The organism is Polaromonas sp. P1_H6, from assembly GCF_056405195.1.
This window is the reverse complement of the sequence record NZ_JBFUCN010000050.1, coordinates 1-13,907: the sequence shown is the minus strand read 5'-3', so window position 1 is coordinate 13,907 and position 13,907 is coordinate 1. Positions and strand designations below refer to the sequence as shown.

The window sequence follows — 13,907 nt, the reverse complement described above, 5'->3', positions numbered from 1 at the left end:
CCGGGGGTAGCCCGGCGGCTACTCACTTTTCTTTTGCTTCGCCAAAAGAAAAGTAAGCAAAAGAAAAGGCGACCCTGGTTGCTGCGTCCCTCCGCTTCGCTACGGGCAACCTGCGGTGCTCGGTCCAGACGGGGTCTCGCTAAACTCGCTTCGCTCAGACAACGCGATCCCTGATCCGTCTGGACCTCCGCTCCTCGGCGCATCCACAAGGGGTGGGGAAAAGAATACCGAATACCTGAAGAGACAAGGACTCGCCGTGGCGAGTCCTTGTTTGTCTTGGGTTGTTCTTTGGTATTTGTCTTCTGTCCCCGCTCCCGATTGCCCCGTCCTGGCTGGGCCGAGGAGCGCAGAGACAAGCGGATCAGGGCCGGCGTTGTTTGAGCCGAAGGCGAGTTTAGCCGGACCCCGCTTGGCTCGAGCACCGCAGGTTGCCCGTAGCGCAGCGTAGGGACCCAGACTGCGGGTCGCCTTTTCTTTGGTGACTTTCTTTTGGCGAAGCAAAAGAAAGTTACTTGCTGCCGGGCAACCCCCGGCCAGCAGGATTCAGCAAGGTAAGCGCCGTCGGAACAAGACCCGGCCCAGCCCGAACGGCCGGTTCAAGAATCCCTCACAGGCCCTCTCAAGCCCTTGGTCGCCGACCGCTGGCTCTTGCTCTCCAGCCGCCGCTGCTTGGACCCATAAGTAGGTTTGGTAGCCCGCCGCGCCTTGGGCGGATTGGAGACCCCATCGACCACCTCCTGCAACCGCGCCAGCGCATCGGCACGATTCATCTCCTGCGTGCGGTGCTGCTGGGCCTTGAGCACCAGCACGCCTTCCTGCGTGATGCGGCTGTCGGACAGGCACAACAAGCGCTCCTTGATCGCCTCGGGCAGCGAAGAGGCGTGGATGTCAAAGCGCAGGTGCACGGCGCTGGAGACCTTGTTGACGTTCTGCCCGCCCGCGCCTTGCGCGCGTATGGCGCTGAACTCGACCTCGCGTTCGTCAACCGGGAATTTCGGTGGCGCAGCCATGCCAGTCAGCGCTCCACGTCAATCGTCTGCTTCAACCGGCCAGTTCGGCCAGGCCGGCAATCGCCAGGGCATAGCCCTTGACGCCGAAACCGGCCATGACGGCCTTGGCGGCCGGCGAAATATAGGAGTGGTGGCGGAAGGCCTCGCGCGCGTGCACATTGCTGATGTGCAGTTCGATCAGTGTCACGCCCGCGCCCTTGATGGCGTCGTGCAGTGCCACGCTGGTGTGGGTATAGGCGCCCGCATTGAGCACCACGCCGGCCAGCGTGCCGGCGGCCTGCGCGCGGCCGGCCTCGTGGATCGCATCGATCAGCGCGCCTTCATGGTTGCTTTGCCGGAAGTCCAGCTTGAAGCCATGGGCCTTGCAGGCCTGGCTGCACAGCGCCTCGACGTCGGCCAGGGTCTGCGAGCCGTACACGGCCGGTTCGCGCGTGCCCAGCAGGTTGAGATTGGGGCCGTTGAGGACCAGGGCTGTTTTCATGAAGCGGGTCTTTCCTGTGTGTCGATGGGAAGAAGATTGGGTGCGAGGTCCTGCAGCGCGACTGTCCTGCCGGTGGCGATCGAGCGCCGCACGGCTTCCACGGCCAGCAGGCTTTGCAAGGCATCCGTGACCGTGATTATCGGCCCTGCCTTGCCCTCCACCAAATCGCAGAAATGATCCAGCTGCGCCTCTAGCGGATCCACCGCCTCCAGGGCGATGTTTTTTTCGGTGAAAGGCGTCATCCAGCCGGGCTCGCCGCGGCTTTCGGGGCCATGGGTCCAGGTGTGCAAGGTGGGCACGGCCAGCGATCCTTGCGTGCCGGCGATGAAATAGCAGTCTTGCGAGGCATACCGCGCATAAGCCGTGTTTTCGCCCGAGGTCTGCTCCCAACTGCGCGGCGAGGCCACCGTGTCCGACAGCGTGAAAGTGCCCAGCGCGCCGCTGGCAAATTTGAGCGTCATCACGGCCGTGTCTTCGACCTCGAACCCGCGCACCGCGTTGGACACCAGCGCATGGACGGACTCGAGCTCACCGCAGAGGTAGCGCAGGTTGTCCATCTCGTGGATCAGGTTGATCAGGATGGGGCCGCCGCCGGGCTGCGTCCGCCAAGGACCTTGTTCAAAGTAGCTGTCGGGTTTGTAGAACTGCGCGCTGCCCGTCACCGTGACCACGCGGCCCAGCATGCCCGACCTGATGGCCTGCCGCGCTGCCCGCAGCGTGCTGCTGTGCCGCCGGTGGTGGCCCACCAGCATAGGCACAGTCTGCTTCGCCAACGCATCGGCCAGCCACAAGCCGGCTTCCAGCGAATCAGCCACGGGTTTTTCAATCAAGGCCGGCACGCCCTGCCGCGCGCAGGCCAGCGCGCCGGGCACATGCAGGTGGTTGGGTGTAGCGAGGATCACGCCATCGGGCTGGGCCGCGGCCGGCCCGGCGAACAGCGCCTCCAGGCTCTCAAAATGCGGCACGCCGAGGCCGGCGGCGAAGTCCCGCGACGCGGGCTGCGGATCCACCACGGCACACAAACGGGTGCGAGGGCTGGCCTGGATCAGCTCGACATGCCTGCGGCCTATGACACCGGCGCCCGCGACGGCGATGCCCAGCGCGGCGCTGCCGGCCTGCGGCATGTCAGCGCAGGCCTTCGAAAAAGCGCTCCAGCAAGCCGGCGAAAGCGGCCGGCTGTTCGACCGCGCTCAGGTGCGCGGCTGGCAAGGTCTGGAGCTGGGCGCCCGGGATGCTGCTACGGATCGCTTCGGACATGGCCACGGGCGTGGCCTCGTCGCGCGTGCCGGCAATCACCAGGGCCGGGCACTGGATGCCGCCGTTACTGGCCCGAAAGTCGATGCCGGCCACCGCTTCGCAACTCGCGGCGTAGGCGGCCGCATTGGTGTTCACCAGCCGCTCGCGCAATGCGGCCACACGCTGTTTGCCGCCTCCCGTTTCATCGGCGCGGAACTCGGGCGTGAACCAACGCTGCAGCGCGCCGTCGGCAATCGCCTCCACGCCTTGCGCCAGCACGGTTTGCACACGCGCGGACCACATGGCGCGCGCCGCCTCGTCGTAATACATCGCGGCATTGGCCACCGTGATGCTCTTGAGCAGCTGCGGATACTTCGCGGCCAGCGCCTGCGCGGTCATGCCGCCCATGCTGAGGCCGACAAAATGCACGGGGCCGGCGGCATGCGCTTCAATCAGGCCCGCCACGTCATCGGCCAGCATCGCCATGTTGTAAGGGCCGGGCACGGCTTCCGAGCGGCCGTGGCCGCGGTGGTCGTGGCGCAGCACGGTGTAGCGATCCTTGAGCGCGGCGGCCACGCCGTCCCACATGCCGAGCTCGCAGCCCAGCGCGTGGCTGAGCACCACGACCGGCCCGCTGCCCTCCTGGATCCAATGCAGATGAGGTTTTTTCATATTTGATTCTTCAAAAATGGGAAACGCGGGCGCGGGCTCAGGTTGCGGGCAGCAAGCCTTTTTCGCGCAGGATGTCGCCGGCCAGCGCGAACGCATGGTTGGCCGCGGGCACGCCGCAGTAAATCGCGGCCTGCAAAATGACTTCCTTGATCTCGTCGGGCGTGAGGCGCGACTCGGGCGGGCCGTCGAGCGCGGCGCGCACGTGCAGCGCGAACTCCTCATAGGCCTTGAGCGCAATCATGGTCGACAGCACCATGAGGCGGCGCGTCTTGTCGCCCAGCGCCGGGCGGCCCCAGATTTCGTTCCACGCATAACGCGTGATCAGGTCCTGGAACTCGCCGTTGAAGGCATTGCTTTTGGCGATGGACTTGTCCACCCAGGCGTCGCCGAGCACGCGGCGGCGGTTGAGCATGCCTTTTTCGTTGTCGTTCATGGGGTCACCTTTGTTCGTTTGTTGTCGTCAGTCTGCGCAACCAGCGCCTGCAGCGCATCGGCCTGGGCATGCGCCTGGCCGGCGGCCTGCGCGGCCAGTTCCGGGTTGAACCATTCGTCGGCCGCATCTTGCGGCAGTTCGGCGCGCAGCGTGTCGAGGTTGGCGCGCATGCGTTTTGTATCCACCTGCAGGCCGGGCAGTGCTTGCGCCATCGCGCGCACCGAGCCGTGGGCCGACATCAGCAGGCCCGGCCACTCGGCCAGTTCGGCCTGCCAGTTGCCCAGCGCGCGCTCGTGTTCCTGCGGCATGGTGGCCAGCAAGGCGGCCACACGCTGCGGCGCACGCGCGCTGGCCGCGAGCGCCACCATGCAGGCGACGGGATTGCGTTTGTGCGGCATGGCCGACGAACCGCCGCGCCCGGGCTCGGTCGGCTCCGCCAGTTCGCCGACTTCGTACTGGCCCATCAACGAAATGTCTTTCGCGATCTTGCCCAGGCTGCCCACCAGCAGGCCCAGCTCGCAGCCCAACGCCACCCATTCGTCGCGCTGCGTGTGCCACGGAAATGCATCCGCCTTGAGCTTGAGGTCGGCAGCCATCAGCGCGACGACCTGCGGGCCTTTGCCCTTCATCTGCGCGAGGGTGCCGACCGCGCCACCCAGTTGCACGGCCAGCGCGTTGTCGCCGGCGGCCCGCAGGCGCAGCAGGCTGCGTGCCAGCGGTGCGGCCCAGCCAGCGCACTTGAAGCCAAAACTCGTGACCGAGGCCGGCTGCATCAGCGTGCGGGCCAGCACCGGGTCGGCGGCATGGCGGCGCGCCAGCGCCAGCAGCGCCGCGACCGCCTTGCGGATGTCGGCCTCGACCAGGTTCAGCGCGTTGCGCGTCACCAAGGCCAGCGCGGTGTCTATCACGTCCTGCGAGGTCGAACCGAAATGTACATAGCCCGCGGCATCCTTGTTGAAGAGCCCCACGGTTTCCTTGAGGCTCTTGACCAGCGGAATCGCGATGCTGCCGGCGCGCCCGCTTTCGCGCACGATCTTGGCGACGTCGAACAGTTCGACCTTGCAGGTGCCGGTGATGGACTGTGCGGCCGCCTCGGGGATCAGGCCGGCGCTGGCCTGGGCGCGCGCCAGCGAAGCCTCGAAGCGCAGCATCGCGTCAAGAAAATTGCGTTCGCTGAACGCATCCAGTATCTCGGGCGTGGAGAGAAAACCTTCAAAAATACTGCTCATTCCATGCAACTCTCAAAATAATTCAAGCGGGGTAAATCGCCTCGAAGGCATCAACGCTTCAAGCGCATCTGGTTGGGCAGGGGCACGGAGCGCCGCAAGACGTCCTCGCCCAGCCACAGGGCCGAACGCCAGGCGCGCTCCGCCACCGAAGGCAGGGGCATCTGCAGGTAGTCGTCGTTGAACACCTCAAAGCTGTAATCGCCGCGGTAACCCAGGCCGTGCAGCCGGGTCACCAGCGTCGCGAGCGCCTCGCTGTGCACGCCCTCGCCGGGGAAGACGCGGAAATGCCGGGCGGTGGCGATGCGCTCTTCGACCGACTTGATCTCGGTCCACATGAAGTCGGCCAGCTGCACCAGGAAAATCCTGTCCGGGTCCAGGATGTCGAGCTCGTCCAGCGAGGTGCCGGTGGCGAACATGTGATACGAATCAAAACCCAGGCCCAGGTTGGGCATGTCTGCTTCGCAGATGATCTCCCAGGCCTGTGGAAATTCGTTGACCACGCGTCCCCAGGACAGGGCCTCGTAGGCGATCTTGATGTTCATCGGGATCGCCAGCATGGCCAGCTTGCGCAGGTCTTTCACCAGCGCGGCGGTCTCGCCGGTGGCATGCACCGAGGTCGACGAGCAGACCAGCAGCAGCCGGCAGTCCAGCGCATGGCACATGTCCAGCATGGACTTGGCGATGTCCATCTTGTAGTCGTGCAGGTGGCCCGACAGGCCCTCGAAGTCGCGCAGCACCTGGAAGCCCGTGACACGCAGGCCGCTGGCGCGCACCGCGGCCACAGCGGCTTCCATGCCGTCCGGGTGGCCGACGATGTCTTTGGCGGCCAGCATGATCTGCGTGAAGCCGGCCTCGCGCGCGGCCTTGAGCTTGGCCTCCAGCGGCCCCGCGAGCGAGATGGTGTCCATCCCGAAGTCGTCAATGTTTCCGCTGTAGTGGCTCATGATGTGTGCTGCCCGTTCAGCGCTTGTTGTGGACCAGCTCGAAGCTCACGCTGCCCATCCAGGTCCGCGTGAGGGCTCCGCGGTCCTCGGTGTGCACGCCGCGCGATTCGACGAACTCCACGCCGCGCTGGCTGAGTTCGGCCACCGAGGCCAGCACGTCGGGGCTGCCCAGGCCCACGCGCTGCAGGGCCTCGTCGCCCTCCACGTCCAGCACGCTGGCCTCGGGCTCTATCAGCTGCAGGTAAAAGCGCGAGGCCGCCGGGCAGGGGCTGCGCAGGATGCGGCCCTTGGGCAGTATGCCGAAACGCTGGTCGTCAGGCAGGTCGGTAAAACCGAAGAGCTCGCGGTAGAACTCGGCCCAGTCCTCGGTGCGGTCGTTGCCGATGTACTGCACGACGCCGAAAAAATGCAGGCCGGCGACGGCCGGCGGGTGCGGCTCCACCGTCGGGATGGCCACAAAGTCCACGTCGTAAATCGAAAAGGTTTCGTAGCGGTCGACAAAATAGATGCGGCTCTTGCCCACGCCGTGGATGGCCGGGATGTTGAGCTCCATCACCTCGACGCGCGAGGGCACGGCCCAGGCACCGCGCTCCAGGGCGCGGCGGTAGGCTTCTGCCGCATCGCGCACGCGCAGCGCCACGGCGGCGATCACCGGCTTGTCGGTCGGTGCGGCGCCGTCGGGCATGGCCGGGATGTGGGCATTGACGATGACGTTCATGCCGCCCTGGCGGTACAGCATGACCTCGCGCGAGCGGTGCCGCGCCACCGGCCTGAAACCCATCATCTCCAGCACCTGGCCCAGGGCCTGCGGCTTGGAGGTGGTGTATTCGATGAACTCGATGCCGTCCATGCCCAGTGGATTGGCGACTTCGGGGATGGCTTCGCGGTCGGCGGCGGGCGCTTGCTTGGCGGTGCTCATGGTGTTCTCCGGTTCAAAGGTTCCAGCTCAAGAAGTTTGCGCGGCGGGCGCTGCCACGGCCGCGCCCGGCACATGGCCGCCGCCCAGGAACAGGCGCTCGATGTTGGGGTCCGCCAGCAGCTGCGCGGCCGGCTTGTGCAGCACCAGCTGGCCCGACTCCAGCGCGATGGCGTCGTCCGAGATCTTGAGCGCGCTCTTGACGTTCTGCTCGACCATCAGCACGGTTGTGCCCTGCGCCGCCAGCCGCTGCAGCAGCTTGAACACGTCCTGCACCACCATGGGCGACAGGCCGATGGAAGGCTCGTCGATCAGCAGCACCTTGGGCCGCAGCAGCAGCGCGCGGCCGATTTCCAGCTGCTTCTGCTCGCCGCCCGACAGCGCCGAAGCCTGCGAGTGCAGGCGCTCCTTGACGCGCGGGAAAAATTCCAACACTTCGGGGATGCGCTCGTGCGTGGTCTTGGTTCCCAGCGTGATGCCGCCCAGTTCCAGGTTCTGGAACACCGTGAGTTGCCCGAACAGGTTGCGGCCCTGCGGCACAAAGGCGATGCCCCTTGCCAGCAGCTCCTTCTGGCTCGCGCCCGAGATGTCCACCCCGTCCAGCAGGATGCGGCCCTGGCGCGGCTTGAGCAGGCCGAACAGGGTTTTGAGCACGGTTGACTTGCCCGCGCCGTTGGGGCCCAGCAGCAAGGTGATGGAGCCGCGCCTGACCTTGAAGGACAGGTTGTTGAGGATCATGAAATCCTTGTAGCCCGCCACCACGTCGTCGAATTCAATACAGGTATCGTTGCTCATCTTCAATTCCCCAAATAGGCGTCGAGGACTTCTTTGTTGGCGCGAATTTCAGCCGGTGTGCCTATGGCCATCACCCGGCCCTCCACCATCACCATGATGCGGTGGCACAGGTCCATCACAAAATCCATGTTGTGCTCGATCACGACAAAAGAGCTCTTGCGGCCGAACTTGGGGTTCTGGTTGAGTTCCTTGAGCAGCGAGGAAATGCCGCCCACCAGGCTGGGGTTCACGCCGGCGCAGGGCTCGTCGAGCAGCACCAGGTCGGGCTCGGCCATGAAAGCCATGGCGATGTCCACGAGTTTTTGCTGGCCGTAGCTCAGGGTGCCGGCCGGCTTGTCGGCCACGTGGCGTATGCGGAACTGGTCGATCAGCGCATCGGCCTTGTCGCCCAGGCCCGAATCGCCGGGCGCGAACATGCGGCTGAACATGCTGCCCTTGTGCTCCTGCGCGGCAACGATCAGGTTGTCTCGCACCGTCATCTTGCCGAAGACTTGCAGGGTCTGGAAGGTGCGGCCGACGCCGCGGCGGCTCAACTCGAGCGGCGACAGGCCGGTGATGTTCTGGCCGTTCAGTTCGATCGAGCCCTCGTTCGGCGTGATCTGCCCCAGCACGCTGTTGAACATGGTGGTCTTGCCCGAGCCGTTCGGGCCTATGACGCCGAAGATCTCGCCGGGCATCACCTCGAAGGACACACCAGCCACGGCCTGGATGGCGCCGTAGGCTTTCTTGAGGCCGCTGACTTTTAACAATGCATTGCTCATGATGCCGCTCCGATCCGGCCGGCGGCCGCAGCGCGTGCCTGTGAGGCCTCGCGCGCCGCGCGCCTGCTCCTGATGCGGTCGGGAATGCTGAGCAGGCCGTCGGGCAGCCAGACCATCAGCAGCACCACCGCGGCGCCGAACATCGGCAAATACCAGTTGGAGACCAGGGGCACGTCGCGCAGCCATTCCGGCAGCACCACACCCACGGCGGCGCCGACGACAGGGCCCAGGAAATAGCCCGCGCCGCCCACCACCACCATCAGGTACAGCATGATGGACGCCGCCACAGCGAAGGGCCCCGGCTCGATGAACTGCACCAGAGAGGCGAACAGCGCACCGGCGATGCCCGCATAGGCCGCGCCTATGGCAAAGCTCAGCAGCGTGTAGTTGCGGATGTTCACGCCCAGGCTTTCAGCGCGTATCGGGTTGTCGCGCAGCGCCGTGAAGGCCTTGCCCCAGGGCGAGCGCAGCAGGCCCCACAGCGCCCCGGCCAGCAGCACGGTAACCGCCAGCACCAGGTAGTAATAAGCACGATTGCCCTCGAGCGAGTAGCCGAACAGCGAGGGCCGCGCGATGTTGTTGATGCCGAAGGTTCCGCCCGTGAGCCATTCTTCGTTGCGCATCACCAGCCAGATCGCGGTGTTGAAGCCCAGCGTGGCGAAGGCCAGGTAAATCGCCTGCACCCGCAGCGCCGGGAAGCCCAGGACCAGGCCGACGGCGAAGCAGATCAGCGCGGCGGCCGGCAGGCCCAGCCAGAAGCTGACACCGGCCTTCATCAGGATGGCGACGGTGTAAGCGCCTATACCGAAGAAAGCGGCGTGGCCCAGTGATTTCTGGCCGGCGTAGCCGACGGTGAGGTTCAAGCCCATGGTGGCGATGATGAAAACCAGCCAGTAAGTCAGGAGGTAGATGCCGTAGTTCTTGAGGAACTGCGGCGCGGCCAGCATCCCCAGCGCAGCCAGCAGCGACAGCGCCAGGGCGAATTTGTTGTTGGCGAGTTTCATACCTTGCGCTCCTCTTTCTTACCCAGCAGGCCCTGCGGCTTGAAGAGAATCACAACCATAAAAATCACCAGCGCCACCGCGTCCTTGTAGGCCGGTGAAATATAGGCCGAGGCCAGGTTCTCGCACACGCCCACGATCAGGCCGCCCAGCAGCGCGCCGCGCGAGTTGTTGAAGCCGCCGATGATGGCGGCGAAAAAAGCCTTGGTGCCCAGGCCCTCGCCCATGTCGAACTTGGCGAGGTAGGTGGGCGTGACCAGCAGGGCCGCCGCCACCGCCAGCACGGCATTGATGGCGAAGGTGTAGAAAATCATGCGCGGCACGTTGATGCCGAGCACGGAAGCGCTTTCGGTGTTCTGCGCCACCGCCTGCATGGCGCGGCCCGTCACGGTTTTGGCCAGGAAGGCCTGCGTCGCCAGCACGATGACCAGGGCCAGCGCGAAGGTGCCTATGTCCTGCAGGGTGATGGTGACCCCTGCAATGTTGAACAGCTTGTCGGCGAACAGGCTGGGGAAAGGATGGGCTTCGGCGCTGTAGCCGGCGCGCACACCGTTGCGCAGGGCGATGGACAGCCCTATGGTCGCGACGACGATGGGCATCATGCCGTATTTGAAGAGCGGATCCACCACGCCCCGTTTGAAGACCCAGCCCAGCAAGAGCACGGCCAGCAGCACCGCCATCACGAAGCTCACCAGCATAGGGGCGCCCAGCGAAATGAAGGCCAGCATCATGAAGGCCGGCAGCATGACAAATTCGCCCTGGGCGAAGTTGATCGTCCCCGAGGCCTGCCACAGCAAGGTAAAGCCCAGTGCCGCCAGCGCATAAATGCTGCCGGTGGCCAGGCCCGAAAAGAAAAGTTGGAGAAAGTCCGTCATGGAGAAGGTCCGATGGAGAAGGCCGGTGGTATTCAGCGGAAGTTTCGAGGGGGCATGGCCTGCGCCTTCCCCCTCGACGGCCGGCCCCGCGTGGCCGGCCGCGGTTTCACGTCACTTCTTGGCGGCGGGTTTGGATGCGGCAGGCTTGGGTGCGGCGGCCGCGGCGGGCGCCGCGGTTGTCCCGGGATTAGCCTTGCTCACGTCGCGGGTGGCCTGGCCCAGGGGCGCCACCATGTCGATGACTTCCTGCTTGCCGTTCTTGACTTCCACCATGAAGCTCATGCGATCCAGGTCGCCCTTGTTGTCGAACTCGGTGTACATCAACGCGCCGGGGTATTTGTCGGTATTGACCTTCAGGCCCTTCATGGCTTCGGCCACGGCCTTGCGGTCCAGCTTGCCGGCTTTTTCAATCGCGGCCTTGAGCACGTAGACGCCGGAGTAGCCCTTCATGCCGTTGTGGTCGGAGATGTACTTGTAGTCCCGCTCGAACTTGGCCTTGAAGGCGCGGATGGCGGGCACCGGGGCGTCCACCGTCAGGCCCACGTGGGCAATCGCGCCGTTGGCGGCTTCGCCGGCCAGCTCGATGACTTTCTGGCCGGTCAGGGTGGTCTCGCCGATGATGGGCTTGTTCCAGCCCTGCTTGCGCAACTCGCGCAGCAGGCGCGCCGACTCTTCCTCGTTCGAATAGGCGAACACGCCGTCCGCATTGCTTTGTTTGGCGCGCAGCACGGCGGCCGAGAAGTCGACCTGGCCGGGTTCGGTGGAAATTTCACTCAGGATCTTGGTCGGCGAGTTGGCCAGGGCTTTGCGGATTGCGTCCATGCCGCCCTTGCCGAAGTCGTTGTTCACGTAAATGACCGCAATGCTCTTGAGCTTGGCCTGCTCGCTGATGTAGCGCGCCACCTTGGGCATGGCGGTGGCCTGCGTGAAGCTGGTGCGGAACACATAGGGATTGCCCTGCTCGGTGATGCTGGCCGCTTCGCCGCCGGTGAAGTTGGGGACTTCGGCACGCCGTGACTCGGCCATGCTGACCATGATGGAGCCGGAGAACACCGGGCCGAAGATGGCGAACACGTCGTTGTCGATGGCTTTTTGCGTCAGGCCCTTGGCCACGCCGGGATTGCTTTGCGTGTCGGCGGTGGTGGTCTGGATCTTCTTGCCCAGGATGCCGCCGGAGGCATTGATTTCCTTGACGGCCAGTTCCACGCCGTTCTTGAAGTTGGTGCCCGCCGTGGCGCCGCCGCCCGAAAGCTCGACGATGTTGGCGATCTTGATCACGTCTTGCGCGAAGCCGGCCGTTGTGCCCATGGCCAGCGCGCAGGCGGCGATCAGTTGAAGTGCGAATCGTTTTTTCATGCTTGTCTCCTCTGGTTAAAAATCAATGCGGTCCAAAAATGACCCTCAAAGGGCGGCCAGCGGCGCACTGGCCTGCGCTCCGATGCGCCGGATTTCACCCGCCATCGCGGCCGGGTATAAATGCTCGCGGATAAAGGTCGCGTCGCGGCGCACCGCTGCGGCGGCCTCGGTGTAGCCAAAAAATTCGAGATAATCCGGCGCCTGCTGGATCAGCATTTCAAAGCCGGGTTGGGCCAGCAGCCCACGGCCGCGCACCGCGCGCACAAACGGCGTGGGCTGGTTTTTCATGAGGATGTCGACCACCGCCGCATGCGGTGCCAGGCGCGACACATCGCAGGGCAGCGGGTCGACGGCCTGCAGGCCCAGGGGCGAGGCATTGACCACCAGGTCGTAGCCCGAGGGATCGCTGCCGGCGGCGGCCAGCACAAGCGTGCCTGCGGCCTGTGGCGCCGCGGCGATATGGGACGCCACCGCGTGGGCCTTGCCCGGCACCGGGTCGTAGAGCGCGATTTCCGCCGGGGCGCGGCTGCCCGCGATCGCCAGCGAGGCGGCAATGGCCGAAGCGCCGCCGCCGGCGCCCAGCACCAGCACACGCTTGCCGGCATAGGCCACGCCGAAGTAGTCGAGCGAAGAGACGAAGCCCTTGCCGTCGAACAGCCCGCCTTCGAGTTTCCCGTCGGGGTTGCGGCGTATGCCGTTGACGGCGCCGGCCACGCGGCCGTAGTCATTGCAGCGCGACAGCAGGCCCATCACCAGCGACTTGTGGGGAATGGCCAAAAACATGCCCTTGATGTTCTTCGCCAGGAAGGCCGCGCGCACAAAGGTCTCGATGTCGCCGGCCGCTACATGCACCGGCACCAGTACGGCATTGATGCCCAGAGTTTTGAAGATCAGGTTGAACACATCCGGTGCCCGAACCTGCTCCACCGGATCGCCGGGAATCAGGTAGACGTCGGTATTACCCTGGACCGTTGCAAGCATTCGAAATTCGCCTTGTTTTTTCGCTGAGCGTTCGATGATCGATTAATCAGCGTTGATTGGCCTGAACTTTATCGCTCAGGACGGTGGCATCAAAGCAATATCCTTGATATTTGTACGATCATCGATCAATAATGATCGACAATCGACCGAAACAAGGGTTTGACCTATGACCACTCCCGCCCTGCCCGCACAGCCCGACGCCCTGCAGGCGCCCAGCCCGCCCGCGCTCGACAAACGCGACTGGATCGCCGGCCTCGAAAAAGGCCTGGGCATCATCGAATGTTTTGACGACGCCAACCCGCGCCTGACGGCCAGCCAGGCCGGTGCGCGCTGCGGCATGACACGCACCGCGGCGCGCCGTTATTTGCTGACGCTGGAACACCTGGGCTATGTCGCCGGCGACGGCAAACTGTTCTGGCTCACGCCGCGCGTGCTCAGGCTGGGCCAGTCCTATCTAGAGTCGGCCCGGCTCCCGCGCATCGTCCAACCCTTTTTGCAGCGCGTGACGGCAGGCACGCAGGAAAGCGCGTACGTCAGCGTGATGGACGGCGACGACATCGTCTACATCGCCCGCAACGGCTCCAGCCGCGCGATGAACACCGGCTACGTGCTGGGCTCGCGCGTGCAGGCCCAGGTCACCGCCGCCGGCATGCTGATGCTGTCCATGCGCGAACCGGCCTGGCTCGAAAAATGGCTGGCCAGCCACGAACTCAAGGCCTACACCTCCTTCACCATCGCCAGCAAGGACCGCCTGCGCATAGAACTGGCCCGCGTGCGGGCGCAGGGCTGGGCGATTTCCGAGCAGCAGCTCGAGCTCAACTACCGGGGTATCGCGGTGCCGCTGCGGGACCGGCATGGCGACGTGGTGGGGGCGCTCAGTGTGACCATGCCTATGGGGCATGAGTCTAGTGAGGAGGCGGTTGGGAGGGTTTTGTCTGTTTTGCGCGAGACTGCGCAGGCTATGAGGAACTTGATTTAGCTTTTCGGTCGCTGGTCGGGGGTGAAGCCGGGTCTTGCTCCGGCCTGCGCGTCATCGCCCTCTGCTGAGGGTTGCTGGCCGGGGGTTGCCCGGCAGCAAGTAACTTTCTTTTGCTTCGCCAAAAGAAAGTCACCAAAGAAAAGGCGACCCGCAGTCTGGGTCCCTACGCTTCGCTTCGGGCAACCTGCGGTGCTCGAGCCAAGCGGGGTCTGGCTAAACTCGCCTTCGGCTCAAACAA

The 13,907-nt window shown here is 65.0% G+C and carries 15 protein-coding genes; 1 reads left to right on the top strand and 14 read right to left on the bottom strand.

Translation table 11 applies throughout. The features are described 5' to 3' along the window. Positions 1-596: 596 nt before the first annotated feature. The 14 genes from arfB to AC1D1F_RS24240 form a co-directional block, all read right to left on the bottom strand. A complete protein-coding gene (gene arfB / locus AC1D1F_RS24305) occupies positions 597-1,010 on the bottom strand; it encodes an alternative ribosome rescue aminoacyl-tRNA hydrolase ArfB (protein ID WP_477678378.1) in 414 nt (137 codons plus the stop codon). A gap of 31 nt (positions 1,011-1,041) precedes the next feature. Beyond that, positions 1,042-1,491 carry a type II 3-dehydroquinate dehydratase gene (gene aroQ, locus AC1D1F_RS24300; RefSeq protein ID WP_436155354.1) on the bottom strand — a complete coding sequence of 150 codons (450 nt, stop codon included), beginning with the start codon at positions 1,489-1,491 and terminating at the stop codon, positions 1,042-1,044. Continuing rightward, positions 1,488-2,615 (bottom strand): Gfo/Idh/MocA family protein, encoded by a 1,128-nt coding sequence (locus AC1D1F_RS24295; RefSeq protein ID WP_477678379.1) that lies wholly within the window; start codon positions 2,613-2,615, stop codon positions 1,488-1,490. The genes aroQ and AC1D1F_RS24295 overlap by 4 nt, the downstream gene beginning before the upstream one ends. 1 nt (position 2,616) lies before the next feature. Beyond that, a complete protein-coding gene (locus AC1D1F_RS24290; RefSeq protein WP_477678380.1) occupies positions 2,617-3,399 on the bottom strand; it encodes an alpha/beta fold hydrolase in 783 nt (260 codons plus the stop codon). 37 nt (positions 3,400-3,436) lie between these two features. Further along, complete coding sequence (locus AC1D1F_RS24285) at positions 3,437-3,832, bottom strand: carboxymuconolactone decarboxylase family protein (RefSeq protein ID WP_477678381.1); 396 nt, start codon at positions 3,830-3,832, stop codon at positions 3,437-3,439. Further along, positions 3,829-5,061, bottom strand: a complete 1,233-nt coding sequence (pcaB, locus tag AC1D1F_RS24280) for a 3-carboxy-cis,cis-muconate cycloisomerase (RefSeq protein ID WP_477678382.1) — start codon at positions 5,059-5,061, stop codon at positions 3,829-3,831. The genes AC1D1F_RS24285 and pcaB overlap by 4 nt, the downstream gene beginning before the upstream one ends. Before the next feature lie 50 nt (positions 5,062-5,111). Further along, the gene (locus tag AC1D1F_RS24275; RefSeq protein ID WP_477678383.1) at positions 5,112-6,005 is read right to left on the bottom strand and encodes a sugar phosphate isomerase/epimerase family protein; all 894 of its coding nucleotides are present in this window, start codon (positions 6,003-6,005) and stop codon (positions 5,112-5,114) included. A 16-nt stretch (positions 6,006-6,021) separates the two neighbouring features. Then, positions 6,022-6,924, bottom strand: a complete 903-nt coding sequence (locus tag AC1D1F_RS24270; protein ID WP_477700870.1) for a 4-hydroxyphenylpyruvate dioxygenase — start codon at positions 6,922-6,924, stop codon at positions 6,022-6,024. Positions 6,925-6,951: 27 nt separating this feature from the next. Further along, positions 6,952-7,716 (bottom strand): ABC transporter ATP-binding protein, encoded by a 765-nt coding sequence (locus tag AC1D1F_RS24265; protein ID WP_477679229.1) that lies wholly within the window; start codon positions 7,714-7,716, stop codon positions 6,952-6,954. Between the two features lie 2 nt (positions 7,717-7,718). Beyond that, positions 7,719-8,477: an ABC transporter ATP-binding protein gene (locus AC1D1F_RS24260; RefSeq protein ID WP_477655597.1), complete on the bottom strand. Its 759-nt coding sequence runs from the start codon at positions 8,475-8,477 to the stop codon at positions 7,719-7,721. After that, entirely contained in the window at positions 8,474-9,481 is a 1,008-nt protein-coding gene (locus AC1D1F_RS24255; RefSeq protein WP_477697063.1) for a branched-chain amino acid ABC transporter permease, read from the bottom strand. Before AC1D1F_RS24255 ends, AC1D1F_RS24260 begins: the two co-directional genes overlap by 4 nt. Beyond that, positions 9,478-10,353 (bottom strand): branched-chain amino acid ABC transporter permease, encoded by an 876-nt coding sequence (locus AC1D1F_RS24250; protein WP_477655595.1) that lies wholly within the window; start codon positions 10,351-10,353, stop codon positions 9,478-9,480. Before AC1D1F_RS24250 ends, AC1D1F_RS24255 begins: the two co-directional genes overlap by 4 nt. 111 nt (positions 10,354-10,464) lie before the next feature. Next, entirely contained in the window at positions 10,465-11,709 is a 1,245-nt protein-coding gene (locus AC1D1F_RS24245; RefSeq protein ID WP_477675154.1) for an ABC transporter substrate-binding protein, read from the bottom strand. Positions 11,710-11,754: 45 nt separating this feature from the next. Further along, positions 11,755-12,690 (bottom strand): shikimate dehydrogenase family protein, encoded by a 936-nt coding sequence (locus tag AC1D1F_RS24240; RefSeq protein ID WP_477675155.1) that lies wholly within the window; start codon positions 12,688-12,690, stop codon positions 11,755-11,757. Positions 12,691-12,856: 166 nt separating this feature from the next. Here AC1D1F_RS24240 and AC1D1F_RS24235 point away from each other — a divergent pair, with 166 nt between their 5' ends. Further along, the gene (locus AC1D1F_RS24235; RefSeq protein ID WP_477675156.1) at positions 12,857-13,669 is read left to right on the top strand and encodes an IclR family transcriptional regulator domain-containing protein; all 813 of its coding nucleotides are present in this window, start codon (positions 12,857-12,859) and stop codon (positions 13,667-13,669) included. Positions 13,670-13,907: the final 238 nt, after the last annotated feature.

Bases quoted from the DNA above. Each gene is read 5' to 3' on its own strand.
- arfB (WP_477678378.1), bottom strand. From the start codon at position 1,010: ATGGCTGCGCCACCGAAATTCCCGGTTGACGAACGCGAGGTCGAGTTC.
- aroQ (WP_436155354.1), bottom strand. From the start codon at position 1,491: ATGAAAACAGCCCTGGTCCTCAACGGCCCCAATCTCAACCTGCTGGGC.
- AC1D1F_RS24295 (WP_477678379.1), bottom strand. From the start codon at position 2,615: ATGCCGCAGGCCGGCAGCGCCGCGCTGGGCATCGCCGTCGCGGGCGCC.
- AC1D1F_RS24290 (WP_477678380.1), bottom strand. From the start codon at position 3,399: ATGAAAAAACCTCATCTGCATTGGATCCAGGAGGGCAGCGGGCCGGTC.
- AC1D1F_RS24285 (WP_477678381.1), bottom strand. From the start codon at position 3,832: ATGAACGACAACGAAAAAGGCATGCTCAACCGCCGCCGCGTGCTCGGC.
- pcaB (WP_477678382.1), bottom strand. From the start codon at position 5,061: ATGAGCAGTATTTTTGAAGGTTTTCTCTCCACGCCCGAGATACTGGAT.
- AC1D1F_RS24275 (WP_477678383.1), bottom strand. From the start codon at position 6,005: ATGAGCCACTACAGCGGAAACATTGACGACTTCGGGATGGACACCATC.
- AC1D1F_RS24270 (WP_477700870.1), bottom strand. From the start codon at position 6,924: ATGAGCACCGCCAAGCAAGCGCCCGCCGCCGACCGCGAAGCCATCCCC.
- AC1D1F_RS24265 (WP_477679229.1), bottom strand. From the start codon at position 7,716: ATGAGCAACGATACCTGTATTGAATTCGACGACGTGGTGGCGGGCTAC.
- AC1D1F_RS24260 (WP_477655597.1), bottom strand. From the start codon at position 8,477: ATGAGCAATGCATTGTTAAAAGTCAGCGGCCTCAAGAAAGCCTACGGC.
- AC1D1F_RS24255 (WP_477697063.1), bottom strand. From the start codon at position 9,481: ATGAAACTCGCCAACAACAAATTCGCCCTGGCGCTGTCGCTGCTGGCT.
- AC1D1F_RS24250 (WP_477655595.1), bottom strand. From the start codon at position 10,353: ATGACGGACTTTCTCCAACTTTTCTTTTCGGGCCTGGCCACCGGCAGC.
- AC1D1F_RS24245 (WP_477675154.1), bottom strand. From the start codon at position 11,709: ATGAAAAAACGATTCGCACTTCAACTGATCGCCGCCTGCGCGCTGGCC.
- AC1D1F_RS24240 (WP_477675155.1), bottom strand. From the start codon at position 12,690: ATGCTTGCAACGGTCCAGGGTAATACCGACGTCTACCTGATTCCCGGC.
- AC1D1F_RS24235 (WP_477675156.1), top strand. From the start codon at position 12,857: ATGACCACTCCCGCCCTGCCCGCACAGCCCGACGCCCTGCAGGCGCCC.